This is a genomic window from Bdellovibrionales bacterium (assembly GCA_016716765.1).
In the GTDB taxonomy this organism is placed as follows: domain Bacteria; phylum Bdellovibrionota; class Bdellovibrionia; order Bdellovibrionales; family UBA1609; genus JADJVA01.
This window is the reverse complement of the sequence record JADJVA010000020.1, coordinates 885,385-912,348: the sequence shown is the minus strand read 5'-3', so window position 1 is coordinate 912,348 and position 26,964 is coordinate 885,385. Positions and strand designations below refer to the sequence as shown.

Genomic DNA, 26,964 nt, shown 5'->3' with positions numbered 1-26,964 from the left:
GCATGTCGATGCAATATTTTCACTTCGCATTTGGCATTAAATCCGCAGACAAATTATAATCCTGCTCATACTTAGTCGATGCTGTATTCCTTAGTGTGCCCTCACCCGTTCCATCAAGGCGCGGATAACCATTTCAAGAGGAGTCATACCCCGCCAAATAGGTATTTCGAAGGACGCCTAAAGTGCTCGTGGGCAAAAATTGTGTTCAATTGATCAGAATCAATCTGGGATAAATCTTGAGCGAATAATGCGGCACCAGTAAGTTCCGCCAATTCACGCAAACGCTCGTAGCCCTGGCGATGAAAACGCCTCAGTGAGAATTCATCATTGACTACAAGAACTGGCGTTCCCACCTGCAATGGGGCCAAAAAATCAATGGGGCCATGAACAACCGACAAGTCTGCGATTCGATTGATATGTGGAAGCCAACCACGTGTATCATTGAGAATGATTGATTTCGTCGAAATCTCACCAACCTTAATCTCGCTCAGCCTCGCACAATTAAAATTTGATAACAGATTTCCGGTGCAGCTTAAAAATTCCTGATCGCGAGCATCACTTAGAATGGCAATGTCAAACGGATATATTCTATGTAATTTCTCAATGAGAGAGGCAAACCCAGGACTATTGATGTCCATTCGAAAAACATATAGGCTAACAATCTTAAGATTTTCGGAGATCTTAAGCCTTCGACGGAGTTCATTTCTTGGGGGCAAATTTGAATACGACGCATTAGCAGCCTTAAGCAAAGGCATCGCAAGTGAGTGATATCCAACAAGCTCCCCCCATTCCCCCCGAGGAAAACTTGAGCCTCGAGGCTCGGGGCCTCCAGTTCCCTGCCATGGATCGTGAATCATGATGAAATCTGTTTTGGAGTCGATGTCGTCATATCCCCTGAATTCGACGTTTGGTTCTATTGCCCTTATCAATTTGGCAATAAAGTGAGCTTGCAATCCCTCTCCCATGGCGGCCGGGTGAAGTTTCATGGTAGGGGAGTATCCCGTCAAAGAAAACTGGCGGCCCCTGAGATGCGGACCCATGGGGGCCCCCATTTGGCGGACGGCCTTCCGAAGCCTGGGCGGCAATTCAAGTGACTCGATTCGTGGCAAGGCCTCAACAACAAGTGACGAAGAGTTTCGGGATCCGCCCAAGAGTTGACGACAATAGTCCTTCCAAGAACTGCCCTTGGCAGGCTCCCCAATTATCAACACAAGGGAAAAGAGGAGGGGATTGCATTTCATCATCGATCCATCAGATAAGCTTCGCAAGTCTCACGAGCCTTCTTAATCCCGTATGCGACTCCAGCGATGGGAGCTGCAACCGATCCTCCCAGCCATTCAGCCATGACCAAATATTGAAGGGTCACTGGCCAGTGCGAAACGTTTAAGGAGTCTGTGATTGCAAGTCCCCACAATTGCAAAGCAAACCAGCCACCACCTATGGCAAGACCATAACCTGCACCGTAGTAGAAGATCAAACCCAAATGGATACCAACCATTTCTGACATTTTGAGGGACCTCTGCGGGTTTTCGTATTTCCACCGAAAAGAATCGAAAGTTTCTCTATCAAAGCGACCAACTCTTTTGACATGTCTGTCATAGGCGGCCTGAATTCTCGCCTTCTTCTTCGAGCGACGTCGCTCCTCCTTTATTGCTTGTCGCGCCTGAAATTCTTTGCTGGATTTGTCCCATCGGCTTCGGCGAAAATGATTCCACTTTGTCGCTGCGGTCTCTACGCTTGACCTCAATATTCGCAGAAAACCTGCGCGAATCTTGCCAACTGAATGGCCGGGCTGTTTGCTCTCTTGATCTGAAATCTGACGTATGAGCGACGCAAAGGATTCGCCCTGGCCTGGCTGACCCAACAAAATATCGATGGGCAACTGATCTTGTTGTAAGCGAGGTGAAATTTGCTCATTAAGGTATTTCGTCATATCATCGATTATTTGATCCAGTTGCGGATCGCTCTCTGCGCGCTCAACTGTATCGACAATTTCTGACCATTCATCCGCCTGATCTTTCTTGTTGATGGCCACTAAACTTTCAACGAGCTGATTGAGACGATTGACTTGCTCGGGAGACAGGTCTTCCAATTTTAAGGGAACCGATTTAGGGTTTCCATGAGGCTCAGGCAATGCCGAGGGGTTGGGAATGAGAAGAAAACTTGGAGGCAAGCGATCAGCGGCCTCGCGTGATTGAGCTAACGCCACCAAATAATTAAGTACATCCAAATAGTGTTTAACCACGAATATTTTTTCTTCGACCGAGTTTGTGGATCTGTAGAGTCGCTCATATGTTGAAGCGATCTCCAAAAAAATTGCAGGCGGCGGTCCTGATGTCCCGGGGACGGTCGCATTGTCAGAGGCTCTCGATTCTAGCGAAATAGCCAGATGAAAAATTAAGAATATCCGAAAAACCCAGACTGGCGATCCAGAAACCATGTTCCGTCTCCTTGCAAACTCAATAAGGTCCTAGAAAGGCTAGCAATCATCATGCCATGTAGATATCTTATTTTTATGCCCATTATTTTTATCGCTCCCATGTCTTTGCCATTTCTTGCCAGAATAAGTAGGCAAATTGTCATTTCCGATTGATGTAAGAAGCGATTCTTTCGGTTATGGTTCTCGATTTTCGATTGTACACGGCGAATCCGATAGACTGTCGAATTATTCAGAAAGCGAAGGTCAATTTAAGAGCCTTGCCCTGGATCCGATGAAAAGTAGATTCATAAAAGTAATTGCGGACATGAAGTCGATTCATTATGACCTTGCGTCCATACTCCCAATCTCGATAACTCGAAGCGGGCACTCCTGTCTGTGTCGCGATTGCCTTGATTGTCATTCGGCGTCCCAAGCGGAGTGCTCGAATTCTGCTGGCGATGTTCATATCGCAGCCATTTCTAAGGGCATCGCGATTAGATTTTTCTTGCTCCAACTTTCAGGATCTTGAAGAATAGCTCGCCCTACGGCTGCAAAATCAACTTGTGCGGCATCAAGAATCTCATCAATGAATTCGCCTGTCTCAATTCCGCCAACTCCCATGACCGGAACAGCAGTTTGCGCTTTTAGCTGAGCAGCATCTGCAACAAGATAGCCTTGGCCTGATCTTCCTTCGGGCCTTCGCCAGCCCCCAATGCCAGAGGATACGTCAATCAAATCCACGCCGATGGATTCAAGTTGTGAAACGACCCAGGCCATCTCATCGACCGTTAATCCGCCGTCAAGATGGTCTTGAGCTGGCAGCCGCACAGACAGCAATATATCTGGATAGGTATCTTTAATTTTCTCCGCGATTCGCAGCAGTAAGCGACTTCGCCCCTCAATAGTTCCACCGAATGAGTCTTTCCTTTTGTTCGTGAGCGGTGAAAGCCACTGATTGAGACCATAGCCATGAGCCGCATGCAGCTCAACAAAATCAAATTCCGCCGCGGCAGCTCGTCTCGCAGCTTCCACGAACCACTCTGTCCAGTTTTGGATATGGTCCTCCGTCATAGGCATCGGCGTTTCTGGCTCCCATCCTTTTACGGGAACAGGAACTGCGCTTGGCCCCATAAGTGGCGTCCCCGTCAATTCCGTGGATGTCTTCCCGCCAACGTGAACCAACTGAAGGCCAGCCATTGCCGATGATTGATGGAGAGCTGAAGCGATTTCTTTGAGCCCCGGGACGTTGGCGTCGGAGTCAGCCCCAAGTTGGTATGCTTCACCCTTTCCTGTTTGATGAATAAAACTGTATTCCACGAAAATCAGGCCAGCATTTGAACGACCGAGGCGTCTATAGTGTTCAATGGTGCGATCGGTAACAAATCCACTTTCATCGGCGGTCTGCGAAGCCATAGGTGGTACTATGACTCGATTCCTCATCGTCTGTCCGGTCTTAAATCTATAGGGCGTATGGCGGTTGATAGACATTATGTACCTCCTTGCATTCTTATAGCCCTGGTTTTAAGATTGAAAAAGAAACGATTGTGAAATATATATTTCGATTATGGAAATATTCGAGTTAAAGTACTTTTTGGCCGTAGCCCAGATTGAAAACGTCAATCGCGCTGCCCAGCAAATCAATGTCTCGGCAGGCTCTTTGAGTAAGGCGATCAGTCGTTTGGAAGAGGAGTTGCAAACTCCACTTTTTTTTAAGTCTGGACGGGGCATTCGTTTAACCCCTGAAGGTATGCTGCTCAAGAAGAAGGCGGTGCACGATTCAGACTTATTGACCCACCCGATTCGGTGAATTGACCCACCCGGCGGCGACAGAACTGCTAAATAAACGAGCTAGCAGATTTCCACAAGTTATTTTCCTCTGGGAAGCTGATTTAGTTTTTCGCGGTAAGACCCCCCCTTGAGATTTATTCTCTGGCTGGGGTTGATCATTCTATCCACGATGGCTTCGGCAATGACTGGGTCTTCGAAGAGCTTGAACCAACCCTTGGGATCAATCTGGGATGTGACGATGACAGGTCCTTTTCTGGCCCGCGCTTCGAGAAGTTCAACAAGTACATTGGCTTCTTCATGCGAATATTGCCTGAGTCCAAAATCATCGAGGATAAGCACTTGTGTGGAATTGAGTCTGGTGAGAAATCCAATCATCTTGCCCGAGCTTCTGGCTGCGAGAACTTCTTCAAACATGAGGTTTACGGGTAAAAAGACACTGACAAGTTTTCTTGGCAAATCTTTCTCCCGAGTGTGATTGCCAAATGGGTCTTGCCTTCGCCAGTGCGACCCAGAATGATCAAGTTCTCTTTATTTTTTAAAATGATAGAACCGAAAGCTCCTTGAGTTTTACTTTGTCAGTCCCCTGTCAAAACTCATGTCCCAATCTTCGAAGTCCGCCTGGTGTCTGAACTTCGCTCGTCTGGTAAGAGATTTTGATAGACGATCTCGTCTGAAGTTTTTCTCATCCTCGAGGATGAGGGACAAAAACTCCAGAGGATGCAGATTTTTACTCACAGCTTCTTGAGACCTAGAATCGATGTTTTGGTGAATACCGAAAAATCTAAGGTCATAGGCGATACGTTTTGCCTGTGCTTCCATAATTAAGGTTCCTTGTTGTTATGTAGATAAATTAAATTGGGATCTCGTTCAGGTTTAATGATGCGTGGTCTTGTACCTCCTACTTTGTGATGGAGAGCCGAAGCTCTGATGAAATTGAACTGGGTTTTATTGAAAATAAGGGCTTGTGTCGCCGCGTACTCGAGATCAGCCTTTGAGACTTCATTTTTGTGAACTAACCTGAGGATGCCCTGAGCCCTTCTGAGAGACTTGAGGGGATAAGGATCACGGAAGAATTTTTGAAAGAGTTCAAAAGTTTTGGATCCGATATTTTGCGCTTGCCTGAGAGCCGAGGCCACTTCGAATCGGGCGGTGGCGACTTGGTGTTCTGGGTAGTGGGCGTCGATGGTGGAGGCCCTGTCTGGGGATTTTACTTTTGCGTGGATTGCGATTGAATCTGAATCCGCAGTAAATATCTCGACGGTATTTATTTTGATTCGGGCTTTGACCGTGGTGCCGACAAACTGATGCGGGACGGAGTAGAATTTGGAATCGACTTGAATATGGCAATCTGGATGAACCTTACAGGTCTTCCAGACGGAGAGTTCAAATGAATTGGGGTTTACAGTTTGCAAAAGAGGTCTTTCATTTTCGAATCTATCCTCTCTTGAAATTCCATCATGATCCTTCATGGGTGCAGAGTTGAGTTCGTTGAGATATTTTTGAAATCTTTGATTGAGATCAAATATTGAATAAAAGATTTGATCTCTGACTTCGTTGAAGAATTGTTTTTGTATAATGCCGATTGCGCCTTCCACCGCGGCTTTATCTTTGGGCCGTCGAGGCCTTGCTGGGAGGACGGCAAATCCATGATGGTTGCTGAACTCAATGAAGGACTGGTTGGTGTCGGGATCATAGATATGGGCTCTTGTGACGCCGGGCTTAAGATTGTCAACGACTGCGTACTTTGGGGTGCCACCGAGTTTGATGAATGAGTTTTCAATGGCTCTGAAGAACTCAGGTTGCTTTTGTCCGAAGGTAAACTCACCGACGGTGTATGAACTCCATGGCAAGGTTCCGACGAAGAGTTGAGTTTTAATCTTAGCTTGAGTCCTTGGATCAGTGATTGAAATCCCATCTGAAAAATCGAAGAAGATTTTTTCGCCGGGATTGTGTTGAAGTCTGATTGTCACCTGCGGTTTTTTGGGAATCGCCGTCTGAAACGATGATAGAAAATCATATAGGTCATGACTTCGATGGCGTGTTCTTTGTGAAGAATTTTAAGAGGGACACCTTTGTTGAACTCGGTCGCGATAAATTCCCAGTTGATTGGGACAGGCTGGCTCTGTGCGAAACCCACTACCGAGGGGACTGATGATGGTGGACCTGAGTCTCTGATGCAAGCTCTGACGGTATTCCTGGCGATCTTAAGGGCCTGCGCAATCTTGCGGATGCTGCGGCCTTGAGTGTGAAGTTCTAAAATTTGATTTTGCATGGCAACTGAAGTTCTCCGTTGAGTCATGGAACCCTCCTTTTGTTTAAGGATAGGTGCCACGGGATTGAAGATTTAGTCGCTGCCTGGATTTATGACTCAGTGCTCAAGTCGAATATAGGTGGGTCAATTCCCCGAAACGCCTGGGTCAGCTCATCCGAATTGGGTGGGTCAGCTTCTTTGAATTGGGTGGGTCAACTCAAGCCGAATCGGCCAGGCGGCCCAGATCCTTCAGTTGGAAGAGGATGTCCGGTTGGAGCTAACGGGCAAAGAGGCCGGAAGCCTGAACATTTATATCTCAAGCGAGGAAATTTTGCAGACTTCGTATGGGATCGACCTTTTGCGCACCATTGGTCGGCATTACCCGCAAGCTCGGACCCAATTTTTAATCCGTGGAGAGCAAAAGGCCATTGAACAGGTTATGGATGGCGAGGCTCACCTGGCTTTAATTACGATGGAACCGCCAGCGGATGTCGCCGCAAAAGTTATAGCGAAAGTTGAATTCAATACCTGCGCTTCAAAAGAACACCCGCTACTCAAGAAATACAGGCCGAAGCAAGCTATTCCAATGGAGGAAATATTGACGCATCCATTCGTTTCACCGGACTCGGCGATCCTGGGGAAAATCGCGAAGGCCTCCAGTATCGACGGCTGGCGAGATGATAAGTTTCCCAGACAAATTAAATACAAGGTCTGCGGGTTAAAGTTGATGGAAAATATCATTCGAGGCGGATTGGCGCTTGGGTATTTGCCTGATTATTTTATCGAGGGCGCTGGGCTTGTGCCGCTTAAAATATCGGGATGTCCATATTCTTGCCATCAAACAGTTCGAGTGATTACAAAAGATCCCAGAGCTCTTGGATGGCTCAATAAGATTTGGGATCAATTTTGACATCACTTGGGGAATTTGCGAGATCAAAGAGTCGATGACGTTGGATAGCTCAATGGCTCAGAATGCAAATTGGCGTTCCCTAGTATCGCGTTTTCAAACTGAGCTGCTGGCAATTGCGGTCTACTCTAGCCGCAGGCATCCATGTTGCCAAAATTGCCGGTTTCTTTGGTCCAACCGACGGTTCCATCTTTCAGTTTAATTTGCACCCACCAGGTACTTGTAGGCTTCTTGTCTTCTTTCCAATCTTGCTCGACATTAGATTTTACAGCGCCGTCCTGCCAAATTTTCCAGAATCCTTCACCCTGATAGGTTAACAGAAAGAACTCTTTTCCAGATTTTCTTTTTATCTTCATTGGCACAGTATGAACCTCGCCCGTAAGACCTGTGACCTCTGCTCCTTTGATTGCTTTCCCAACTTTCTTTGTCCCATTGATTTTGTCGAAAATCTCAGTGTCCTTTTCAACGGTCCATTCGCGGTAGGTGCAACATTCAAAAGGGCATGCGCCTTTATCGATAAATATTTTGGGTGGTGGATTCGAAGCTGAGGCAAAGATCGTAACGAACAGAATTGCAATTGGGACCAACAGTCGAACCATTTATTCACCTCTCGGTTAAATTATTTGATGAACGGAGTGAGAAGTCAACCCTTGGTTCGCCCAACTACTCTGAGTAGTTTTGTGAATGTTCGAAAATACAGAAGAAAAAGTTGAAACTCCCTAGTGACTCGTCTTAGAACTGAGCTGCTGGCGTACACGAGTTAACTTGGTTGAAAATACGTCCATTGAAGTCCATTGAAAATTATGGCGATGATCTATAGAAGCGAAGAAAGTTGCAAAAAGAATTTTATGAACCGAGTTTATAGATGATAGCCCTCGGAAGTTCGAATATCATATGGAAGTGATGTAGAAGTGGATTCCTTTTTCATGCAATCTAGCCGAAGAAGTAAATTTATTTTTACAAGTGAGGGATGGCTTCGGATGAACTTGAATGAAATGACTTGTTCCCGTTAGGGTGATACTAAATCGGGTGAGCGAAATTACCTGTCTTAGTTTCCTTATCAATGACCAAGTTTTTCTTACAAACTGCAGCTCGCAGCTTCCAGTTGTGGCGTTCATAAAATTTCTTGCCAAGTTCATTGTCGATACCAGTGCATAGTCGAAGTCCCTTGCACCTCATCTCTTTAGCAAGTTTTTCCGCATAGGCTAGTAGTTGTTCTCACATTCCCTTGGTGCGTTGGGACTCAGTTGAAACCAAATCATCAATTTTATCTTTAGCTTTAAAAAATTGAAATTCAGACATTTGTACTTCCAGTCTGAATGGTTGGATTAGGTGCTAAGTCACGGTGTTTAAAATTTATTATCTCTGTGTGGTTAGGTTTCAGTACATCCGCTTGAAGTTGAAGTTTGTAACCATTGACCATCCTGATTTCTTGCAGTCCATCAACGTGCATCTTTTTACTATGAAACTCAGGTATTGTTTTGGCTTTTATACGAGCATCTTCAAAGCTTTCTGCAACAACGAAAAAATTAGCATGGCTTTCATAGAGCCCGTCGCAGACAGAACCATCATAGAAGCCACAATGAACGAGATACAAATTCACAAAGCCCTCCTAACCAAATGCAGAAGCAGGTAGTACACGTGTATTCTCCCCATTGACTGAAAACAACATTCACAATCGTACGGTGAGCCATTTTTGTCTAGGGCTATAGGCTGTTTACCATCAAAGACAAACGATGTCAGATGCTCAACTTAACCCCTTAAACTTCATTAAACAACAAACAAGGTTCGTTTGGAGGAGGCAGAAGAGTCGCTCATCGGGCGGTTGCCTAGAAACTCTAACAAATCGATATACAGTCGAGGCGAAGACTGCCGTGGGGCGTTTGGATCTGGAACAACTTAAACGAACCTTAGCAAGATATCATTATGAGCTGGATACTATGCAGAGGCCAGTTGGTATTGGTGACAATCGATTTTTGCTTAAGGCACTAAGCGATCCTCGGGGCAATCAAACTGGGGAGTATGAAGAGCTCGAGAGGCTGGGCATTGAAATCATAAGAGACGGAAAAGATTGGCTTCATGCAAAGAATAGCAATTTTTCTTCCTTGAAAAATGCCGGAATTTCCTCATTAAAGCTAATACAGAAGCGAGCTTACGGCGTTAAAAGTTTTAAATTGTATAGACACAGATACCCAAAATGCTTGTGCTCAAATGACTTTTTTTTATTTACCCACCATGAACCGAGTAGAACCGGATTAACTTGGCGTCCGCTGGTCGTGTAGTTTCGATCTGTGTGTGAGGCGAGTTTGAATGCTGGGGACTTAGGTTAGTCCGCGCAACACTTTACATAATGACTTAAAGCTTGCGTCTTCGGCACGGTCCTTTCGCTTTACGGCATAAACTGGTTGGAGCCCTGATATTTTGGATGGGGGAGAAAACTCTTTAAAGCTGTACTCGAGTTTCGCATATTGATTGTGCAATTCAACTACAAATTTGGGGAAGTAACCGACGGCAAGGCCCTCTCGTGAAAGGGCTAAAGCGGTTTCCATAAGAGAAACTGAATATTTAATATTTCTCTGTATTCGATCGTCAGGCCAGCCGTCGAGACCCTTCACTTTGGTAGGCGCACCGTCAATATTTGTAATAGGAACGACAAATGGCAATTCTTCGAAGCTTTTTTTCTCTGCTGAAAATTTTTTATTTCCAAAAATACCCATGCGAATTTTCGTGATTTCGAGGTGATCTAGATTTGGGCGTGGGATTGGTAGGTAAGTGATTCCGAAATCGACTTGGCCGTTGATGATGGCGGTCTCCAGATTTCCTGGCCCGAGTTCTTCAAATGATACCTCGGTATGTTTTTCCATAGCTTGGACAAACTTCGGGCTTAAATATGTTGAGAACACCTCAAATGTACCTATTTTAATTTCTGCACATTGATGGTCACCAGCGATTTGGCTGAGTAGGTTTTCTTCTGCTGTTAAACAGTCTTTGATTCTGCTTAAAAGCTTTCGTCCTTCGGGTGTGACCCTTACGCCACGCCCATCCTTTGTTACAAGCACAGTACCCAATTCTACTTCCAGTGTGTGAATAGCCTTCGAAAGTCCTGCGTGTGAGATATTCAGTAGTTTTGCGGCCTCACGCATGTGACCAGTCTCGCAAAGCACAGTAAAAAATCGCAGTTTTTTGGTATCCATAAGCTACCAAAAATATACATAAAGAAGCTTTTAATATCCATTTGTTTTTTGTATTTGTTGATCACGCCTAAGGGCTGAAAAGGGGAGTTTATGAAAAAAAGCCAGATGATTTTATGTGCAATGGCATTGATGGCAGTTGTGAAGACCAATGCCGAGAGTTCGATGCCTAACAAGAGGGTGAAATGTTCAGTAGAGGTTATTGCCGATATCTGCGGCAGCGGTGAAGTCACCATAGAATTTTATCAGGGTAACTTTATTCTAAATTATGGAGATGTGCACTGTTGGTTTGGTGACTTTAATTTAAGTGGAAAGATGTCGAGTCAAAGAGTTGAGCATACTGGCACAGCTGTAAAAGTAGATTTATTTCAAGGTCAAAACAGCGGCGATAACTTAGTCGGACATCTTACCTATCGAAGTGCGCGTGCAAACAGTTCGCCTTTAGCGACGCTGGAGACGAAAAATTTGGAGTCACAAGGGGGCAAGTCGAGCATTTACCACTTGCAATGCAAGGAACTGCCCACGGGCCTTGATTGCTATGAATCGTGCAAAGCTGAGGGAAAGAATTCTCAAGAGTGTCATTCGCAGTGTGGTGGCTGGTAAGAAGCCACCGCTTGGAAGTGAAAGTGATCGAGTTGTTTTCTTGATAGAATAGGAGGAAAGAACTGAAATCACGTATTTATATTTTAATTTTAATCAGCAGTGATTTTGTCGTGCGAGGATTTGGCGATGAAAAGGGAGCTGTTGTTGGTAAGGGCGAGGCTTATGCGCCATTCGAAATCGAAGGAGAAATCTCAAATCTAGTTGAAAGTTGAGGGCACCAGCCTTTCGTGGAATGATTCCACTATCTTACAAAAGAAAGGCACCCTCATGAAAAGAAGTACCAGACAGAGAAAGCAATCCGCAAATCAAATTCAGCAGCTGTTGGGCGAAGACAATTTTGCATTGAAAGTTGCTCAGACAATCCGTTGGGGAAAAGCATCGATCGACTCACTGAATCACGAAATAGGACGGATGTTGGTGGAGTCGATCCTGCTGATGGATCGGGAAAATATAGCAGGTCCCGATTACGCGCCGACAGGGGATATTTATAAGTGGGCCTCCCAGCGAGGGTCTGCGTTTATAGGTGACCAGAAAGTGGCGGTCATGGTGCCGCGACTTCGCGGCACTCGGGGTGAGGTCACTCTTCCCAGCTATGCAAAGCTCAGAGAACGTGGTCAGTTCTCAGAGGAGCTGCTGACGAAGATGATGTCAGGCTTATCGGCGCGCCGCTATAGCGAAACTGTACAAGACGCCGCACACGCGTTTGGAGTGTCGCCATCGTCGGTCTCACGCCACTTTGTCGAGGCCACAAGCAAACAGTTGAAACAATTTTTCGAGCGAGATCTCTGAATTTGATCCCTTTGCCATCATGCTGGACAGCGTTCATCGCGGAGGAGTTGCATTTATCACCGCGCTTGGAATTTCAGTTGCGGGAAAGAAAATGGTGTTGGGCTACTGGGAAGGCGCCACGGAGAATAGCGACATTTGCAATGAATTATTGGCGGATCTTGAACATCGCAATCTCAACTTGACCGCACGGGTGCTATTTGTAACTGACGGAGGCAAAGGTCTTATTAAGACTCTTCGCAACAAGTTCGGAAAGAAACTCATCCATCAACGTTGCACAATTCACAAGGATCACAATCTACAAAAGCACCTCGCCAAGAAATACCGCAAGCGGATCCATCAACAATACGTGGCGGCTCTTGGGCATGGGAAATATGAAGACGCCAAGGCGGCACTGGAGACTTTGGAGCAGGAATTGATGCTAATCAATAGCTCAGCTGCGATGTCTCTCAGAGAGGCCCTTCCAGAGCTTTTAACCTTGCATATTTTGAACGTGCATAAGGATCTTTATAAAGCTCTTCATACAACAAATGGAATCGAGAATCTATTCTCGTCGGTTCGTCATCGAGAACACAACATCAAGAATTATAACCCAGAATACAGAGGGAAGCGGCGAAAAGGAAAACTCTCGCAACGCTGGTTGGCGGCCGTGTTCCTGAAAGCGGAGGAAAACTTCCGTACGGTGAAGGGATACATGCACATCAAAACTGTGATCGCAAGAATTGAAAAATTGCAAATGGAAACCGTTGACAAAAAAATAGGAAAGGCAGCATAGTCAGACACGATTTCACGAAAGCGGTTCCAGATTTTCAACTAAAAATGAGACATCTCCAAATCGAAAGTACGGGCCACCTGGAAACACCAGGGGATGCTATTAGGCGTGCCATTGAAGATGCAATTTAACTGTGTAATTCAAAGGTGAATCAAATATCACCTTTTGAAACCAGAACTTTTTTAGATGGATCCGACTTATGGTCATGTTGTTTAGGTTATAGATAATATGCACAAGCGAACTTTGTTTGCAGTGTGGATCAAAGGTCCGAGGTTAATAACGATTTGTGCTCTGAAGATTGTACTATATTTCTGATTTGGATCTGTGGTTCTGCACAGTGTGCCGTAGGATATGTAAATAATATTGTGAATTTTAGTTCGAGAGTCGGAGATGTCCTATCGTGCGAGCCACTGAAAATATTGAAGAAAAAAATTGGCGTCCCCTACGAGATTCGAACTCGTGTCTACTCCGTGAAAAGGCGACCTGGCAAGTTTTTTAACTAATTGATCGGCCTAACAGATTTTTATTCTCACCAGTTTTAACAGAGGCTTACGAGTGGAGGATAGTTCTAGTTGGTTGGAGTTGATGCGTGTAGCAATCGGTCAATTTGGTAACAAATGGTAACATTTGGTGGCAAGGGGAACAGTTGCCGTGTTCCCTTTCTTGAGCCTAATCAGTATCGCGGCTTTAGGCCTCGACCTCAAAAATAAATTGAATACCCAACCCCAAGACCAGACCTCTTTAGATCAAAGTCGACCGATTGCGATCCATCCAATTTGAAGTCTCCTGAAATCTTGCTTGAAAAAAATCCGATCTCCACCGCACAGATTTCACTTAGAGGGAAAATTGAGATTCCCAGCTGAAATGCCAATCCTCTTCCGTCAGAGTCATAATCAATTCCAGATGATTCGCCTTCTTCTGCATATGACTGAAAAGCAAGGGCCAGGTAAGGTATGTAGTCGTTGCCGGGTATGTTTTCAATAATATTAAGCCTACCATAAAGGGTAAATAGACCAACTGACGATTTAGTATCTTCACCTTTACTTACTGTCGAATAAAAGGCAATGCCGGGTTCAAATCTGCCTGTATTGTAGCCATACGAAATATTTGATTCGCCTGAGTGCGTCTCTAGGCTACCTGTCAGGCCTTCAATTTCAAGTTCCCCGCTGCCAGAGGAATACTTCCAAGATAGAGTATGTTCTCTTTTTCTAAGGGCCGAGTGAGGGTCAGTTATCTGAATAGTCGAAGTTTTTTCTTCGCCCGAGGGATCACCAGACTTGAAATCTGTGTCTGTGTTGCCAAATGCCATCATTGGAAACAACAACATCAAGGCGATTGAAGGTCTCATGGGTTCCTCTCTGAAAGTGTGATTAGTATAAATAATATTAGTTTTTTTTACGGATTCAACAACACAAACCAGAAAATGTAGAATCTAGTTGAAAGCCAAGGAAACCAGCCTTTCATGTAATCATTCCACATTTTTTTTAATATACTTAGTGTGACAGTTTTCAGAGGGGTACCAGTATCAGATTTCGAAGGAGGGTGGGCTTCTGTTGTGTTCGATAATTTTACTTATCCGAGCAAGATCTTCATCTCACCCAGACCGGAGTCCCTCAGCGTATTAGAGCTTTAGAGAAGGAGCTTGGAACAACCCTGTTTCTCCGCAGTCGAAAGGGAATGCAGCTGTAAACGAGCAAATTAAAGTTCATTTTTGAGGCCCTTGTGTCGGGGCCTCAACTTGAAACCTCGAATAAACTGAAGTGCCAATAGTGCCATTAACCTTCATCGCTTCCACGTTTCAACAAAATGGGTGCTGAAACACCGGGGCAATCAACTCCTTACTTTACACCAACAATTCTTTCGTCATACCATTTGATGTAAAGCCTTCCGAGCTACAAATTCAGTACTTATTTGGTAAAGGAGAAATTTATGGGCAAAAAGAACAACAGGGTTGCGCTAATTACAGGAGCGAACAAAGGCTTGGGTAAGGAGATTGCGCGGCAACTTGGTTTGCTTGGGTACACAATTGTGCTCACATCGCGTGATCAAAAGGCAGGGGAGGCAGCGGCCGCAGAACTCGTGGCCGCAGGTTGTGAAGCCCAAAGTGTACAACTCGAAGTTACTAATTCTGAGGATATCGCGAAACTTTCCGCCTATTTGAAAAAGGCTTTTGGTAAGCTCGATGTCCTCGTGAATAACGCAGGGATCGCACTTGAGTGGGACGGAGAACCTACAAACTCAGAAAAAATTCGTCGCACTCTCGAAGTCAACCTGATCGCTCCTCATGCAATGACAGAAGCCATGGTACCGCTTCTTTCGCTGAGTGAAGATGCTCGCGTGATCAACCACTCATCCGCGCTTGGGTCGATAGCTTCTGCTGAAAGCAGTTGGCCACATGTCGCACAATTTATGACTGTAGGATACTCGACGTCTAAGGCTGGTCTCAATATGCTAACACTGATTCAGTCGAAGACTTTGGCGAGCAAGAAGATCGCTGTTGCAGCCGCCCATCCTGGGTGGGTAAAGACCGATCTGGGAACTCAAGCAGCGCCCATGGAAGTTGACAAGGGTGCGAGTACTGTCGTTGATCTTGTAACAATGGCTCGCGACCGGTTTCCACATGGCCAGCTAGTTCACAAGGGCGAGCGCATCCCTTGGTAGTTTCTGATTGAATTGCTTTACGTGGCATTTCCAGACTTAGATTCTTGGATTGGCCCGATTCCCCAAGACGTGGAAAGCCCCTAAAGCCCCCAAAATTACCTGCATTTGCATTGTGGCCATCTTCGCAAAACGATGGAAGAGGCGAGTGCCGACCGCCAACCGCAAGGTTGTGCCGATTTACAGGGCTTCGACAGAAAAATGGTAACATTTGGTAGCAGGATTTGGAGTGTCTGCTCCGTTTGAGACAGTGACTTTTCTTGGATCGATTTCATTTGCGAGTGATGTTTATGTTAGAGGGTACACAAAGAAAGATGGGACCTACATTCAACCGCACTATAGAACGTCGCCCAACTCCACAAAATCGGATAACTATACAACAAAAGGAAACTACAATCCATACACTGGTAAAGAGGGGACCAAAGAGGTTGATTCTTATTCTCAAGATTACGGTTCAGGCGGGAAAAGTGAGGATTAGGAGTCAGGTCATTTTCGCTGGGATCAATTGGCATTCCGGAGTCCACCCCTTGTTGCTAACTCACAAGTGCTTCCATGGGATTGGCCATCAGTGGCATCTCATTCTCCTGACCGGTCAAAGATCTGCGGACTATACACTTTTTACCTTCAAGTCCTTGTCAAACTCACGGACTGTAGCGGTCTTTTGTTCGCCCTTCCAGTCATAGGTTTTACCATTGAATTCAAAGCCCATTTTCTGCCAGAAGCCAGAAACATCATTGTCATTGGAAATACCGAGCCGAATCTTTTTGCAACCAAACGCCCGCAAAACGTAATCTTCTGCAAGTGCATAGCATCTTCGACCGAGGCCACGAGAAAACAGATCTTCAGGAATTAGCAGTAACCCCAAATAACAGATTTCTTTTTCTGGATGATGGGCGTGAATATCGAGGATTCCAATAGGTTGATCGTTGAGTTTTATAATCAAGCACTCTTTGAAATATTCTTCGCCGTGTTTTTTAGGCCCATCGACAATGGCATGTTTCGCCATTTGTAGAGTTGGAAGACATCCATCGACCCTTTGAAAATATGTAGGCGAGCGTTTAAAAATCTCTAAAACTTGAGTGGCGTCAGATTCAGTACAAACTTGAAGTTCTAGATGTTTCTTTTTGTATTTATCCGATTTTGCTAGGTGTGAACCTGAAACAGGGGTTTTAAGATCGTCCCAATACCAACCCTTGCGACGGCATTCCTTTTGTCTCAAAGGATTCAATGGATAGGTGATCTTTTCAGATGGAAATTCCTGCGTTTCACCAATGCAAAGATAAATGACCTCTTCATCTGTTTCGTTTATGAGCACATGGGCAAGGCCGGTATTTGAGGGATACGCCGCAAAATCATCAGGCCCAATTGTCTTTACAAAACCATCAAGCCAAACTGTTGGATTTCCTTTGATTACATAAACGAATTCTTCCTCGTGAGTATGTGCATGAGGAAAAGCACTCCTTGTGCCTGGAGGTAAATAATCATAGGAAATTCCAAGATTTTTAAGTCCAATGTGATCTGTCAGCCTAAAGCCTTCACCAAAGGTTTCGTTGTCGCCTGGATAATGAAAGGGCTTTCTTTTTCCTTGAGCCTTACAATCTAGAATGTGGCGTGATGGTTCTTTTGCCCTCTCAGATTCTTTTATTGGCCCAGGAAAACCATTGTGTGGACCTAGCGAATGATCCGGGGGATTTTCCCACCATATCTGGCAATCCTTTTTAAGTTCAGGGTTGATGGGAAAAGAACAGAGGTTTTCCTTCTTTGTTTTGTCTCCAGCAACGAGAAGAAGAACGTCGGTATCCGTGTTGTTAATAAACGTGTGAGCGATGCCAGTTCCAGCAGGAAACCCAATGGCGAAGTGTTCACTAAGATCGTGAATATAGCCACTGAGCCAGAGATGAGGTTTCCCTTTGATAACAAAGACAAATTCTTCTTCGAGGCTTTCGGCGTGAGGGCTATAGGTCCGGCATCCTGGAGGCAAAACAATGTGATGGACAGCAATTCGATTGAAATCGACAGTACGTCCAATGTCAGAATCAATCACTCGAATGAAGTTTGCTGGTGTTTCTTTTGTTGAAGTTGCTTCAGTTCTTGTCGAATAATGCGCGACAAATCGAGATAAAGACTCTGGCCAATCTGACTTGTTTTCAAGTTTGCGATGCTCTTTCTCTGACGTCATAAACACTCCCGACCGGGCATCAGCATCCGGGAAGCCCCCAGAGCCCTCTATCAGAAGGAAAGAATTTTGAATTTGAGTCAGTGCAGGTTCTACACCGGAGAAATTGGCGTCCCCTACGAGATTCGAACTCGTGTCTACTCCGTGAAAGGGAGTTGTCCTAGGCCTCTAGACGAAGGGGACTCTGAAAAAACTGAGATCAAAAACACTTAGAACAAAAAGAGAACCACTCAACAGAAATAAAACTAAGCGAACAAATTCTAACCGAACAAAAACTAGTTGGTGACCCGCGATGGACTCGAACCATCGACCCTCTCATTAAAAGTGAGATGCTCTACCAGCTGAGCTAGCGGATCACTTGTGTTTGGGCTCGTTCGTTTCCGTTAAGATTCACTTACTTGCCTAAGGGTCCACATATTTCAAGTATTTGCCCCTGCCTGTCAACACTCAATTCAAGAAAATGGCAGGACTCTTGGCTGATCCCCCCAAGTCGGTAAGGTACTGTTAAAACAGAGGTCTTATCCAAAGGGTTTCATCCCGGCCTGGTCCAACAGAAACCACGTCGATCGGCGTTTCGAGCTCACGACTAATGAAGTCAATATAGTCTCGGACAGTTTTTGGGAGATCCTCTGCATGACGTGCCTGGCTGATGTCATCTTTCCATCCAGAGAGCTTTTGATAGATGGGTTTACAGCGGGCCAGGTCGCCAGGAGTGACCGGGTATTCTTTGATGTTGCGGCCATCAAGTTCGTAGGCCGTGCAAACCATGATCTCGTTAAAGCCGCTTAAAACATCAATTTTCATCAGGGCGATATTTGTAATGCCGTTGATTCTAATCGCATATTTGAGAGCGACAAGATCGAGCCAGCCGCAACGTCGCTTTCGACCCGTCGTTGCTCCAAATTCACGACCTCTTTCCCGGATTGTCTCCCCTACGTCGTTGTCGCACTCAGTTGGAAAGGGACCGCTGCCAACTCGGGTTGTGTAACCTTTGGTGATTCCTATGACTTTATCAATGGCTCCCGGGCCCACGCCGGCTCCAACGCAAGCCGAACCAGCCAAAGTCGATGAGCTTGTCACAAAGGGATAAGTGCCATGAACCAAGTCGAGCAGAGACCCCTGAGCTCCTTCGAAAAGAACCTTTTTCCCCTTTTTAAGAGCCTTGTGAATAATCAAGGAGGTATCGCGGCAACGATAGGGAGCAAGATCGGTAGCGAGCTTTTTAAACATTTCGATTTGTTCGTCGAGATCTATGGGTTTAGTCTTGTAAAACTTCTCCAATAGAAAATTCTTTTCCTCAAGAGAGACTTCAAGCTTGCGTCGAAGGGTGTCTGTTTGAAACAGATCTCCAAATAGCAAGGCCTTGCGACTCGCTCGGTCTTCATAAGCAGGGCCAATTCCTCGTCCTGTCGTTCCAATTTTTTCGTTTCCGGCCGCGGTCTCTCGAGCGAGGTCTAAGGCTTTGTGATAGCCACCGATAACAGTGGCGGAATCTGAAATGAGAAGTTGGGCCGGATTTGAAAGAAGCCCGTTAACTTTAAGGGCACAGATTTCATCCCATAGGGTTTCAACGTCGAGCACGACCCCTGCAGCAATGATACAGGTGGCTGTCGGGTGGAGAATGCCAGAGGGAACCAAATGAAGAACTGTTTTTTTTCCATCAACAATCAGAGTGTGCCCGGCATTTGCACCCCCTTGATATCGAACGACATAATCGGCTTCAGCGGAAAAAACATCAACGACTTTGCCTTTTCCTTCGTCACCCCATTGCGAACCAACAACAACAATTCCTGGCATAAATTCCCCTACAGCTCGCCATCCGCAGAGCCATTAAGGCAAAGCGACAGAAAGAAACAGGCCGATCGCATCTGAGGGTATCAGAATTCGAGGGACCTTATTTGTTAACCAGTCCGGCATAATACGCATCCGAATTCAATTTTCAATAAAAACGTCCCTTTCGATTTTCTAAATCTTCCAAAGAAAGAGACGCGGCGCGCAGTATCGCAATGGGACAATGAGAACCCTTACCAAATAACTGGAGGAGGCAAGGAGTCCGAGTGTTCTCCGGATTTCGACCACAAAATTATTTTTTGCACGGCTTCAAGAGAAGCCCTTTGAAATGCGGCTTCGGTGTAGGCGCCAATGTGGCAGCTGAGCACAACATTTGGCAGTTTTAAGAGCTTTGAACTATGATTGAGAGGCTCTCGTTCAAAGACGTCCAGGCAAAGGCCCCCCAGTTGATTGAGCTCCAAGGCTTCGATAACTTCAATATCATTGATTACCGGGCCCCGCGAAGTGTTTACCAAAATAGCCGAGCGATTGATAACTCCAAGGGTTCGATGATTAATGAGGTGACGCGTTTCCTGAGTGAGTGGCACATGGAGGCTGACGATATCAGAGGTGATGAGCAGCTCTGAAAGACCCAGACGCTCAACATCAAGTTGAGCAAACACCTCATCTGATTGGTAGGGGTCATGAGCGGAGACTTTCATGCCAAAGCATTTGGCAACTTTTGCAACGCGGGAACCAATCCGGCCAAGTCCAAAAATTCCGAGATGCTGACCATAAAGCTCTCTTCCCCAGGGGAGAGAGTCTTTCCATTGTCCGTTGTGTACTGTCTTTTTCATTTCATCAAGTCGTCGAAACAATGTGATCATGAGACCAAAGGTAAGTTCGCAGACGCTCGGCGCATTGGCTTCAGGAGTGTGCATCACAAGAACCCCTCGGGCCTTACAGGCAGGCAGGTCAATGTGATCAAATCCACTCGTCGCAGTGACAACAATTTGAAGTTCAGGAATTTGGTCAAGAAGCTCCTGATCAATGCGCGTGCGGCTACGGATCAGGAGTCCTTGAGTTCCCTGCAGCTCTTCGGAGGTCGGCCTTCGGTCTTTGGTGAGAAAAACCTTTGATCCAAATCTCGCCCTCAAAAGAGCGAGAGACTCGCCTGTAAATATATCTGTGACCAAAATTTTGTTGAGAGGATAATTACTTGTGGTCACCTAAACGGCAGTTTCGTTTTTGAGGAGATTTTTGGTGAGTTGGACGGCCTGCTCAATTTGTTGGGCCGAAGCCTTTGCCCATCCGCATTCTTGAAGAACCAAACCCAAGGCTTGCGCGAAAAAAAGTTGGTCCTCGTCGGTAATATGTCCTAAATGGCCCACTCGCATGATCTTGCCTTTCAAGCTGTCTTGGCCACCGGCAACATAAATGTTGAATTTCTTCAGTAACAAGGATCCTATCTTTTTCTCTTGAAGTTCTTCTGGAATCCAGGCTGCAGTGACCGATGAGGAGGGGGATTGGGCGTAAATCCTCCAGCCATAATGAATAAAAATCTCGCGAGTCGCCTTTGCCAGCCTTTGGGAGCGACGAATTGAGCGGCTCAATCCATTTTCCGCAAAGCTTTCTTTCAGGGAGCAATGAAGTCCACGAATGAGAGCAACTCCTGAACTAAATCGAGTTTCATTGCCTTGATTCGCCTTGAGCTCAGGTCCGAGATCAAAATAAAACTTCGGCATACGGCATTTTTCGTAAGCCAGCCAGGCTCTCTCAGAAAGCGAAATAAATGAAAGACCTGCTGGGAGCATAAATGCCTTTTGCGATCCCGAGACAACAACGTCCAATTTCCATTTGTCCATGGGTAATTCCATGGCACCCATGGCCGTCATGGCATCAACAATAAAGAGAGTTGCGGGGTGATGAGCGTGAACAACTTCGCTCAGTTCTTTGATGGGATGAGCCACTGCGGTGCTCGTCTCACAGGCCTGACTAAAGACGGCCTTCACCTGTGGGTATTGAGTGAGTGCTGCTGCAAGCTCATGGGGCTGAGTCGCCGAACCCCATTGAGTCTCCAAAACCTGACATTTGAGTCCAAAAGATTTTCCCATCTTGAGCCAGCGTTCGCCAAATTTGCCGGAAACAATAAAAAGAGCCTCGTCTCCCGGAGAGAGAGTGTTGACCAGCGCGGCTTCCATTGCTCCGCTTCCTGCAGCGTTTAGAATCATCACCGGCTGCGATGTTTGAAACACATGCTTCAGCAATTCAAGAGCTTCTTTTAAGATGAACTGAAAAGCCTCGCTGCGGTGGTGAATCATGGGTTCGGCCAAGGCCTGTCGAACTCCATCAGAGAGCGGGACTGGGCCAGGGGCAAGAAGTCGGTAGGGGAACATCTGGTGACTCTCCATCGTATCCAATTCCTGAGAAAAAGTGCTGTAGAAATATACTATTCGCCACTCTCTGGCAACTCTCAATTGGGCTTGATATGCAGGCTGAGTCTCGATACCTTGGTTTCGTGGAATTTCTGAAAAGGGCCTTTGTTTTAATTTTTCTGTTTGCGCCTCTTGCTTGTGGGTACCGGCTGGGTTTTCATGAGCGCGCCTTGCCAGGTGGCTATAATCAAGTGGCTATCGTGGTATTTAAAAATTCGACGAGCGAAGTTGGAATCGAAACATATTTTACCAACGAATTGATCCGCCAAATGGCTCGCAGTGGTGTTGCTCGTGTCGTAGACAAAGAGGATGCGGCCGTCGTTCTCGAAGGGATTGTCGAAGATCTGCGGTTTGTTCGCAGTGCCAAGGCCACTCAGAACGAAATCAAACTCCTACCTTTGGGCGCTGTTCTTACCACTGAGTATCGGATTCATGTGTCAGCGCGCGTTCTGCTTCGTCGTATTTCAGATAACAAAATTATTTGGCAAGATGTTGTTCAGAATGAACGGGCTTATTCTGCTCCTGCCTTGGGTTCGGCGGGAATCAATTCAGCAAATGCACTATATAACCAAAGTGATCGTCATCAAAATATCGCAAAAATGGCCGAGGATATGATGGTTGAGGTTCACGACCGATTGACAGAAAGTTTTTGATGTCAAAAATAGTATGGGATTTGAGGAAACTGCAAAAGCACCTGGAGAAGAAATCTCCGGGTCCGCTTTATTTCGTGTATGGTGATGACAGTTATATGGTTGATGAAACCGTTAGGTTGCTCAAGCGAAAGACTCTCTCTGATGGATCGGATGACTTTAGCTACGATCAATTCCATTATCCGGAGACTTCTCCTTCGCAAGTAAAGGATGCTGTCGAGACCTTGACTATGCTCAGTCCGCGTCGCTTTGTTCTTTATAAAATTGGCAGTGGATTAAAAGATAAAGATTGGGAATCACTATTCCCGGTGTTGGAGAACCCAGTTGCTACAACCACTTTTGTCATTGTGACCGAAAAAGTCGATAAGAGAAAAAAGTACTTTCGCGTCGTCAACGAGACTGGCACTGTCGTCGAGTTGAGGAGGCCCTTTGATAATCAAATGCGCCAGTGGATTGAATACATCGCTTTCAGTCACGGGACTCAGATTGAGGCGGGTGCAGTTTTTCTACTTCAACAATTTGTAGGTAATAATCTTGGCGAAATTAACAATGAGATGCTGAAGATGGCCCAATATCTAGGAGATGATAAACGGCCAATAAATGAAGACGATGTCATGCGGCTCGTTTCTCGCTCAAGAATTGACAGCGTCTTTGATTTAGCCAATGCCATTGGTCGGAAAGATAGGGCTCATGCTTTGATTTGTCTCGCCAATCTTTTGGAGCACGGCCAAAGCGAAGTTGGGGCCTTGAGTCTGATCACTCGCCATGTCCGTATTCTCCATATAGTGCGCGAGGGATTATCTGAAGGATTGGGTGGAAAAAGTCTGAGCGCCAAAGCAGGAGTTTCCCAATTTTTTCTACAGGAATACATTAATCAGTCTCGCAGTTGGTCCTTCGATAAAATCAATCGAACCTTGGTAGCCCTTCATGAGACAGATCGAGCTCTTAAATCCACCCCGCTTTCAAGTCATATTTGGTTGGAAAACTTCATCATTCGAACTTGTGCACAATAAAGCTCGCTCGATATTGTGCCGATAGGTTCAGCAGATGTGCGGAATTGGATTTATCGTGGGCGAAAATGACGAATACAGAAGAAATAAATAAAGGAAGTCCAGTTGCGGAGAGCGGCAGAAGACGACGGAGAGTTCCTCGCCGTGCTTTTGTGCGCCAAATTGGGATTTTGCTTAAGGGTCAATATTACATTGGAAACAGCTGGGAAATTGGTGAGGGTGGAATGCTCATCGGATCGAATATTCCCATGCAGGAAAATCAACTTATTCTCCTCACATTTCTTTTGCTGGATTTCCAATATGTGGTCGTGAGAGGAGCTGTGCGTTACTGCCATCCTCAGGGCAAGAAATTTGGAATTGAGTTTCAAAATTTAGACTTTCAGATGAAAAGAAGAATCAGAATATACGTGGCTTCCAAATTGGCCGCTGAAACTCAAAACCCCGAAATTTAGTGTTTAACCCCAATGAATTTTGTGGCTATTCAGGGCTGTCGCGCAACCCGAATAGCAGATTTCATTGTGTTAATCATTCAGCGAGAAATAGCTTTGAAAATGAAAACTATTTGGATGAAACCAACTGGTGAACTTGTTTAGAAAGTCTGCCAATTTTTCTTGAGACAGATTTAGCTGTGCAGACACCTTTTTGGGCCGCTTTTCCTGCTTTAGAAGAGAACAAAACCAGCAATTGTTGAACTGAATTTTTATCTCCTAGCTCCAAGGCCTTCTGTAGGTTCTTTTCGTAGGTTCGAACGGCACTCTTGCCACGTGAGTTGCGCGCTGTTTTAACTACTGTCTGGCGGGCCCGTTTTGCGGCTGACTTATGATTTGCCAATTATAACCTCCAATGATTAACTCTATTCAATTGAGAGTCTTACGGGAAAAAACTTAACAAAGATACACTCTTAAACACATTAGTCGTCCGGACATATCATAGACTGGGGCGGAGCGCAAGCGCAGAGCCCATAAAGCCGGAGAAGTGAAATGAGCGAGTCTTTTGGAAAAGCATGAGAAAAAACAATCTGTTATGAGGTCGGCCGGGGCTATGTCCCTAGGCACGATCGCGAGTCGGATCCTGGGCTTGGTTCGAGATATCGTGCTTGCCTCCTATTTTTCCCGGACGGTAACCGATGCTTTTGTCGTGGCATTTCGTTTGCCGAACCTGTTCCGGAGGGTATTGGGCGAGGGGTCTCTCTCCGTTAGTTTTATGCCCATTTACATAGATCGCAAAATTGCAGAAGCAGAAAAGGGTGTCTCGCCGGAAACGCTTAGTTCTGAGGCCAGGGCCTTGGCGAGCGGAATTTTTACTCTGCTTGTTTTGTTGACGGGAATTTTGTCTGCGATCGGCATCATTTGGATGCCCCAATTGATGAGTGTTCTTGTGGGGGGGGATGGCTACAATGCCATTGCAGGGAAGCTTGATACCACCGTGTGGCTTGCTCGAGTCATGTTTTCTTATGTATTTTTTGTTACTCTCTTTGCCTTTTACATGGCGATTGCGAATGCCTGGAAGAAATTTCTCATTCCGGCCATGGCCCCGGCTTTGTTTAATGCTATTTTTATTCTATTTGCGTTCATTCCCGATGGCTTTGCACAGCGTCCTGCGGGAGAGTTTTTGGCTTGGGGAGTTCTGGTCGGTGGTTTGGGCCAGATGCTTCTCGTGGCACATTTGCTCTGGAAGATGGGTCTTCTGCCGCGCTTAAGATGGAAGCCTTGGGCTGTTCCGAGCGTGAAGCGAGTTTTGATTAATATGCTGCCAGGAGTAGCGGGGTTGGGTGTCCTGCAAATCATCGCAATTGTAAATGTAAATTTAGCAAGCGAGCTACCTGAAGGGGCCCACTCATATATATACTGGGGAGATAGGATCCTTGAATTGCCGCAGGCGATTATTGCCGTGAGCCTTGGCGCCGCCATGCTCCCAAGTCTTTCCCAGCTCAATGCAGAAAAGAAATTTAAGGAGATGCTTCAGTCGGCGACTGACCATCTCCAATTTCTCCTATTTTTGACGGTCCCATGCGCGGTGGGACTTTTTCTTGTGGCGCAGTCTTTGTCAGAGGCTCTGTTTATGCGAGGTCAGTTTTCAAAAGTGGATGCCACTGTTACCGCAAAAGTTATTCAAATTTACACGATTTTGCTTTTGGCATCGAGCTTTAGCCGCGTTTTAGTGCCTAGTTTTTATGCTCGAAAAAATACTTGGTTGCCAGCGGTCGTTTCAGTTTTAACTCTCCTTTTTCATTTGGGTGTTGCTAGTGGGATGACCAGGTCCTTTGGACTTATGGGTTTGGTGAGTGCTACGACCCTTTCCGGAATTTTTAATGTTTTGATTCTAATGCTCTGTTACCGATCAATGATAGGCCCCCTTGGTGTAGCGCAGATTTTTTGGGCTTCCTTCAAATGGATTCCCGGTCTAGTTGTGATGGGATTGTGGCTTTGGGGCGCGCATTTGTTGCTTTCTGGTTTTTGGCCCGAGGCAGGAAGTCTTATTAAAAGCCTCAAGTTAGCCATCCTCGTTGGACCGGGTGCAGCTCTCTATATGTTTATTTCTGCCTATTTTGGAGTAAGGGAAGCGCGCCAGTTTATTCAATTACTTAAACGTAGATTCACTTAGGAATTTTTTGCTTGGTACTTGCTTCATTTTCTTTGGCTTTGGACCAATACCATTCCAATTCCATCTTTGAAAGTTCAGTGAAGATCTTACTGTCCTCACGAGAGAATTCCTGCATCTTTTTGAATCGTTGGGCAAACCGGTGGTTTGTTTTTCGGAGCGCAGATTCTCCTTCCATCTCAAGATGGCGGGCGAGTTGGGCAAGGCTAAAGAGCAGGTCTCCTATCTCATGTTCAATTTCGTCTGATTTTTTGGAGGCCAGTGCGGACCTTAATTCTTCGAGCTCCTCTTCAATCTTAGCCATTACTTCCTTAGGCTCCTGCCAGTCAAAGTGATATTCAGCGGTCTTTTCTCCAATTTTGTGCGCTGTGATGAGGGAGGGCATTTTTTCTGGATTACGAAGTTCAATAAAATCCTCTCGAAGTCCCTTCTCCTCGGCCTTTATCTTCGCCCAATTGCTTAAGACCTCCTTGCTCCCTTGGACTTTGAGATCGCCAAAGACATGGGGGTGCCGGCGGACCATTTTATTGCAAATATTTGAAATAACATCCTCGATACTGAATCGCTCTTCTTGGCGGGCAATCTCACTGTGGAGAACAACCTGAAGCATCAGATCGCCGAGTTCCTCGATCATATTTTGGTCGAGGCCGCTGTCAATAGCCTCCGCCAGCTCATGGGCTTCCTCTATCGCAAAGCGAGAGAGACTTTGGTGTGTCTGTTCTTGGTCCCAGGGGCAGCCATTAGGTCCCCGCAAAGAGGCGACAATATTTATTAATGAATTGAAATCACTTAGATTTTTTGGAATTTCAGACGCCACTTTAACACCTTTACACACCTTGACTTTAAATGTGAGGGACAATTGTCTATCTTTAAGTCCGGATTCATGCCACTGAGTCGGGGAACTTGCATCTTTTTTCGTGGGCATACCGAAAAATAGATAGAGCAGT

General features: G+C 45.8%; 31 protein-coding genes and 2 tRNA genes. 12 read left to right on the top strand and 21 right to left on the bottom strand.

All coding sequences use genetic code 11. The features are described from left to right. Window positions 1–143 precede the first annotated feature (143 nt). The 4 genes from IPL83_12980 to IPL83_12965 all read right to left on the bottom strand — a co-directional run bounded on the left by IPL83_12980 (window position 144) and on the right by IPL83_12965 (window position 3,907). Complete coding sequence (locus IPL83_12980; protein ID MBK9040055.1) at window positions 144–1,244, bottom strand: hypothetical protein; 1,101 nt, start codon at window positions 1,242–1,244, stop codon at window positions 144–146. After that, the gene (locus IPL83_12975) at window positions 1,241–2,440 is read right to left on the bottom strand and encodes a hypothetical protein (GenBank protein ID MBK9040054.1); all 1,200 of its coding nucleotides are present in this window, start codon (window positions 2,438–2,440) and stop codon (window positions 1,241–1,243) included. Before IPL83_12975 ends, IPL83_12980 begins: the two co-directional genes overlap by 4 nt. A gap of 229 nt (window positions 2,441–2,669) precedes the next feature. After that, window positions 2,670–2,840, bottom strand: a complete 171-nt coding sequence (locus tag IPL83_12970) for a hypothetical protein (GenBank protein ID MBK9040053.1) — start codon at window positions 2,838–2,840, stop codon at window positions 2,670–2,672. A gap of 41 nt (window positions 2,841–2,881) precedes the next feature. Beyond that, window positions 2,882–3,907 carry an NADH:flavin oxidoreductase gene (locus tag IPL83_12965; GenBank protein MBK9040052.1) on the bottom strand — a complete coding sequence of 342 codons (1,026 nt, stop codon included), beginning with the start codon at window positions 3,905–3,907 and terminating at the stop codon, window positions 2,882–2,884. Between the two features lie 76 nt (window positions 3,908–3,983). Here IPL83_12965 and IPL83_12960 point away from each other — a divergent pair, with 76 nt between their 5' ends. Continuing rightward, window positions 3,984–4,226, top strand: coding sequence for a LysR family transcriptional regulator (locus IPL83_12960; protein MBK9040051.1), 243 nt, complete (start codon window positions 3,984–3,986; stop codon window positions 4,224–4,226). A gap of 59 nt (window positions 4,227–4,285) precedes the next feature. Here the strand turns inward: IPL83_12960 and IPL83_12955 are convergent, their stop codons facing one another. The 5 genes from IPL83_12955 to IPL83_12935 are packed head-to-tail and all read right to left on the bottom strand — an operon-like array spanning window position 4,286 to window position 6,506. Further along, window positions 4,286–4,663, bottom strand: a complete 378-nt coding sequence (locus IPL83_12955) for an ATP-binding protein (GenBank protein MBK9040050.1) — start codon at window positions 4,661–4,663, stop codon at window positions 4,286–4,288. Next, window positions 4,627–4,728: an ATP-binding protein gene (locus IPL83_12950; GenBank protein MBK9040049.1), complete on the bottom strand. Its 102-nt coding sequence runs from the start codon at window positions 4,726–4,728 to the stop codon at window positions 4,627–4,629. Before IPL83_12950 ends, IPL83_12955 begins: the two co-directional genes overlap by 37 nt. Before the next feature lie 46 nt (window positions 4,729–4,774). Continuing rightward, window positions 4,775–5,026, bottom strand: a complete 252-nt coding sequence (locus tag IPL83_12945; GenBank protein MBK9040048.1) for a hypothetical protein — start codon at window positions 5,024–5,026, stop codon at window positions 4,775–4,777. A gap of 2 nt (window positions 5,027–5,028) precedes the next feature. Continuing rightward, complete coding sequence (locus IPL83_12940; GenBank protein MBK9040047.1) at window positions 5,029–6,177, bottom strand: IS21 family transposase; 1,149 nt, start codon at window positions 6,175–6,177, stop codon at window positions 5,029–5,031. Beyond that, window positions 6,174–6,506, bottom strand: coding sequence for a helix-turn-helix domain-containing protein (locus tag IPL83_12935; GenBank protein MBK9040046.1), 333 nt, complete (start codon window positions 6,504–6,506; stop codon window positions 6,174–6,176). Before IPL83_12935 ends, IPL83_12940 begins: the two co-directional genes overlap by 4 nt. Before the next feature lie 223 nt (window positions 6,507–6,729). On the opposite strand from IPL83_12935, the gene IPL83_12930 reads away from it, so the two are divergent. Then, a complete protein-coding gene (locus IPL83_12930; GenBank protein ID MBK9040045.1) occupies window positions 6,730–7,368 on the top strand; it encodes a hypothetical protein in 639 nt (212 codons plus the stop codon). Window positions 7,369–7,493: 125 nt separating this feature from the next. Here the strand turns inward: IPL83_12930 and IPL83_12925 are convergent, their stop codons facing one another. The 3 genes from IPL83_12925 to IPL83_12915 form a co-directional block, all read right to left on the bottom strand. Then, window positions 7,494–7,964: a hypothetical protein gene (locus tag IPL83_12925; protein MBK9040044.1), complete on the bottom strand. Its 471-nt coding sequence runs from the start codon at window positions 7,962–7,964 to the stop codon at window positions 7,494–7,496. A gap of 695 nt (window positions 7,965–8,659) precedes the next feature. Further along, window positions 8,660–8,968, bottom strand: a complete 309-nt coding sequence (locus tag IPL83_12920; protein ID MBK9040043.1) for a DUF1543 domain-containing protein — start codon at window positions 8,966–8,968, stop codon at window positions 8,660–8,662. Between the two features lie 718 nt (window positions 8,969–9,686). Beyond that, on the bottom strand, window positions 9,687–10,559 hold the full coding sequence (locus tag IPL83_12915; GenBank protein ID MBK9040042.1) for a LysR family transcriptional regulator: 873 nt from the start codon (window positions 10,557–10,559) through the stop codon (window positions 9,687–9,689). Between the two features lie 90 nt (window positions 10,560–10,649). Between IPL83_12915 and IPL83_12910 the strand changes: the two genes are divergently transcribed. The 3 genes from IPL83_12910 to IPL83_12900 all read left to right on the top strand — a co-directional run bounded on the left by IPL83_12910 (window position 10,650) and on the right by IPL83_12900 (window position 12,720). Next, window positions 10,650–11,159, top strand: coding sequence for a hypothetical protein (locus IPL83_12910; protein MBK9040041.1), 510 nt, complete (start codon window positions 10,650–10,652; stop codon window positions 11,157–11,159). A 267-nt stretch (window positions 11,160–11,426) separates the two neighbouring features. Further along, complete coding sequence (locus IPL83_12905) at window positions 11,427–11,948, top strand: transposase (GenBank protein MBK9040040.1); 522 nt, start codon at window positions 11,427–11,429, stop codon at window positions 11,946–11,948. A gap of 19 nt (window positions 11,949–11,967) precedes the next feature. Beyond that, window positions 11,968–12,720 (top strand): transposase, encoded by a 753-nt coding sequence (locus IPL83_12900; GenBank protein ID MBK9040039.1) that lies wholly within the window; start codon window positions 11,968–11,970, stop codon window positions 12,718–12,720. 697 nt (window positions 12,721–13,417) lie between these two features. Here IPL83_12900 and IPL83_12895 read toward each other — a convergent pair. Continuing rightward, window positions 13,418–14,065, bottom strand: coding sequence for a hypothetical protein (locus tag IPL83_12895; GenBank protein ID MBK9040038.1), 648 nt, complete (start codon window positions 14,063–14,065; stop codon window positions 13,418–13,420). 272 nt (window positions 14,066–14,337) lie between these two features. Between IPL83_12895 and IPL83_12890 the strand changes: the two genes are divergently transcribed. From IPL83_12890 to IPL83_12880, 3 genes are all read left to right on the top strand, one after another. Further along, window positions 14,338–14,406: a LysR family transcriptional regulator gene (locus IPL83_12890; protein ID MBK9040037.1), complete on the top strand. Its 69-nt coding sequence runs from the start codon at window positions 14,338–14,340 to the stop codon at window positions 14,404–14,406. A gap of 240 nt (window positions 14,407–14,646) precedes the next feature. Then, window positions 14,647–15,378 carry an SDR family oxidoreductase gene (locus IPL83_12885; protein ID MBK9040036.1) on the top strand — a complete coding sequence of 244 codons (732 nt, stop codon included), beginning with the start codon at window positions 14,647–14,649 and terminating at the stop codon, window positions 15,376–15,378. Between the two features lie 226 nt (window positions 15,379–15,604). Next, entirely contained in the window at window positions 15,605–15,853 is a 249-nt protein-coding gene (locus IPL83_12880; protein MBK9040035.1) for a hypothetical protein, read from the top strand. 129 nt (window positions 15,854–15,982) lie between these two features. On the opposite strand, the gene IPL83_12875 is transcribed toward IPL83_12880, so the two are convergent. From IPL83_12875 to IPL83_12850, 6 genes are all read right to left on the bottom strand, one after another. After that, window positions 15,983–17,554 (bottom strand): GNAT family N-acetyltransferase, encoded by a 1,572-nt coding sequence (locus tag IPL83_12875; GenBank protein MBK9040034.1) that lies wholly within the window; start codon window positions 17,552–17,554, stop codon window positions 15,983–15,985. A gap of 104 nt (window positions 17,555–17,658) precedes the next feature. Beyond that, window positions 17,659–17,734: transfer RNA gene (locus IPL83_12870), tRNA-Glu, on the bottom strand. 97 nt (window positions 17,735–17,831) lie between these two features. After that, window positions 17,832–17,907: transfer RNA gene (locus tag IPL83_12865), tRNA-Lys, on the bottom strand. A 148-nt stretch (window positions 17,908–18,055) separates the two neighbouring features. Continuing rightward, window positions 18,056–19,348, bottom strand: coding sequence for an adenylosuccinate synthase (locus IPL83_12860; GenBank protein ID MBK9040033.1), 1,293 nt, complete (start codon window positions 19,346–19,348; stop codon window positions 18,056–18,058). A 227-nt stretch (window positions 19,349–19,575) separates the two neighbouring features. Further along, window positions 19,576–20,550, bottom strand: coding sequence for a hydroxyacid dehydrogenase (locus tag IPL83_12855; protein ID MBK9040032.1), 975 nt, complete (start codon window positions 20,548–20,550; stop codon window positions 19,576–19,578). Continuing rightward, window positions 20,551–21,732 (bottom strand): alanine--glyoxylate aminotransferase family protein, encoded by a 1,182-nt coding sequence (locus tag IPL83_12850; protein ID MBK9040031.1) that lies wholly within the window; start codon window positions 21,730–21,732, stop codon window positions 20,551–20,553. A 77-nt stretch (window positions 21,733–21,809) separates the two neighbouring features. Here IPL83_12850 and IPL83_12845 point away from each other — a divergent pair, with 77 nt between their 5' ends. The 3 genes from IPL83_12845 to IPL83_12835 all read left to right on the top strand — a co-directional run bounded on the left by IPL83_12845 (window position 21,810) and on the right by IPL83_12835 (window position 23,868). Next, a complete protein-coding gene (locus IPL83_12845; GenBank protein MBK9040030.1) occupies window positions 21,810–22,409 on the top strand; it encodes a hypothetical protein in 600 nt (199 codons plus the stop codon). Further along, complete coding sequence (gene holA / locus IPL83_12840; protein ID MBK9040029.1) at window positions 22,409–23,419, top strand: DNA polymerase III subunit delta; 1,011 nt, start codon at window positions 22,409–22,411, stop codon at window positions 23,417–23,419. Before IPL83_12845 ends, holA begins: the two co-directional genes overlap by 1 nt. 65 nt (window positions 23,420–23,484) lie before the next feature. After that, window positions 23,485–23,868 (top strand): PilZ domain-containing protein, encoded by a 384-nt coding sequence (locus IPL83_12835; protein MBK9040028.1) that lies wholly within the window; start codon window positions 23,485–23,487, stop codon window positions 23,866–23,868. A gap of 106 nt (window positions 23,869–23,974) precedes the next feature. Here the strand turns inward: IPL83_12835 and rpsT are convergent, their stop codons facing one another. Beyond that, window positions 23,975–24,247: a 30S ribosomal protein S20 gene (gene rpsT, locus IPL83_12830; protein ID MBK9040027.1), complete on the bottom strand. Its 273-nt coding sequence runs from the start codon at window positions 24,245–24,247 to the stop codon at window positions 23,975–23,977. Window positions 24,248–24,457: 210 nt separating this feature from the next. Between rpsT and murJ the strand changes: the two genes are divergently transcribed. Then, window positions 24,458–26,020: a murein biosynthesis integral membrane protein MurJ gene (gene murJ / locus IPL83_12825; protein MBK9040026.1), complete on the top strand. Its 1,563-nt coding sequence runs from the start codon at window positions 24,458–24,460 to the stop codon at window positions 26,018–26,020. Here murJ and mazG read toward each other — a convergent pair. After that, window positions 26,013–26,942 (bottom strand): nucleoside triphosphate pyrophosphohydrolase, encoded by a 930-nt coding sequence (mazG, locus tag IPL83_12820; GenBank protein ID MBK9040025.1) that lies wholly within the window; start codon window positions 26,940–26,942, stop codon window positions 26,013–26,015. The two genes, murJ and mazG, sit on opposite strands and share 8 nt — an antisense overlap. Window positions 26,943–26,964: the final 22 nt, after the last annotated feature.

Excerpts from the sequence above, each read along its gene's own strand:
- IPL83_12915 (MBK9040042.1), bottom strand. The coding sequence starts at position 10,559 with ATGGATACCAAAAAACTGCGATTTTTTACTGTGCTTTGCGAGACTGGT.
- IPL83_12885 (MBK9040036.1), top strand. The coding sequence starts at position 14,647 with ATGGGCAAAAAGAACAACAGGGTTGCGCTAATTACAGGAGCGAACAAA.
- IPL83_12895 (MBK9040038.1), bottom strand. The coding sequence starts at position 14,065 with ATGAGACCTTCAATCGCCTTGATGTTGTTGTTTCCAATGATGGCATTT.
- IPL83_12925 (MBK9040044.1), bottom strand. The coding sequence starts at position 7,964 with ATGGTTCGACTGTTGGTCCCAATTGCAATTCTGTTCGTTACGATCTTT.
- IPL83_12850 (MBK9040031.1), bottom strand. The coding sequence starts at position 21,732 with ATGGAGAGTCACCAGATGTTCCCCTACCGACTTCTTGCCCCTGGCCCA.
- IPL83_12945 (MBK9040048.1), bottom strand. The coding sequence starts at position 5,026 with ATGGAAGCACAGGCAAAACGTATCGCCTATGACCTTAGATTTTTCGGT.
- IPL83_12970 (MBK9040053.1), bottom strand. The coding sequence starts at position 2,840 with ATGACAATCAAGGCAATCGCGACACAGACAGGAGTGCCCGCTTCGAGT.
- IPL83_12860 (MBK9040033.1), bottom strand. The coding sequence starts at position 19,348 with ATGCCAGGAATTGTTGTTGTTGGTTCGCAATGGGGTGACGAAGGAAAA.
- murJ (MBK9040026.1), top strand. The coding sequence starts at position 24,458 with ATGTCCCTAGGCACGATCGCGAGTCGGATCCTGGGCTTGGTTCGAGAT.
- IPL83_12935 (MBK9040046.1), bottom strand. The coding sequence starts at position 6,506 with ATGACTCAACGGAGAACTTCAGTTGCCATGCAAAATCAAATTTTAGAA.
- IPL83_12965 (MBK9040052.1), bottom strand. The coding sequence starts at position 3,907 with ATGTCTATCAACCGCCATACGCCCTATAGATTTAAGACCGGACAGACG.
- mazG (MBK9040025.1), bottom strand. The coding sequence starts at position 26,942 with ATGCCCACGAAAAAAGATGCAAGTTCCCCGACTCAGTGGCATGAATCC.
- IPL83_12975 (MBK9040054.1), bottom strand. The coding sequence starts at position 2,440 with ATGGTTTCTGGATCGCCAGTCTGGGTTTTTCGGATATTCTTAATTTTT.
- IPL83_12905 (MBK9040040.1), top strand. The coding sequence starts at position 11,427 with ATGAAAAGAAGTACCAGACAGAGAAAGCAATCCGCAAATCAAATTCAG.
- IPL83_12875 (MBK9040034.1), bottom strand. The coding sequence starts at position 17,554 with ATGACGTCAGAGAAAGAGCATCGCAAACTTGAAAACAAGTCAGATTGG.
- IPL83_12960 (MBK9040051.1), top strand. The coding sequence starts at position 3,984 with ATGGAAATATTCGAGTTAAAGTACTTTTTGGCCGTAGCCCAGATTGAA.
- holA (MBK9040029.1), top strand. The coding sequence starts at position 22,409 with ATGTCAAAAATAGTATGGGATTTGAGGAAACTGCAAAAGCACCTGGAG.
- IPL83_12980 (MBK9040055.1), bottom strand. The coding sequence starts at position 1,244 with ATGATGAAATGCAATCCCCTCCTCTTTTCCCTTGTGTTGATAATTGGG.
- IPL83_12910 (MBK9040041.1), top strand. The coding sequence starts at position 10,650 with ATGAAAAAAAGCCAGATGATTTTATGTGCAATGGCATTGATGGCAGTT.
- IPL83_12900 (MBK9040039.1), top strand. The coding sequence starts at position 11,968 with ATGCTGGACAGCGTTCATCGCGGAGGAGTTGCATTTATCACCGCGCTT.
- IPL83_12835 (MBK9040028.1), top strand. The coding sequence starts at position 23,485 with ATGACGAATACAGAAGAAATAAATAAAGGAAGTCCAGTTGCGGAGAGC.
- IPL83_12845 (MBK9040030.1), top strand. The coding sequence starts at position 21,810 with ATGCAGGCTGAGTCTCGATACCTTGGTTTCGTGGAATTTCTGAAAAGG.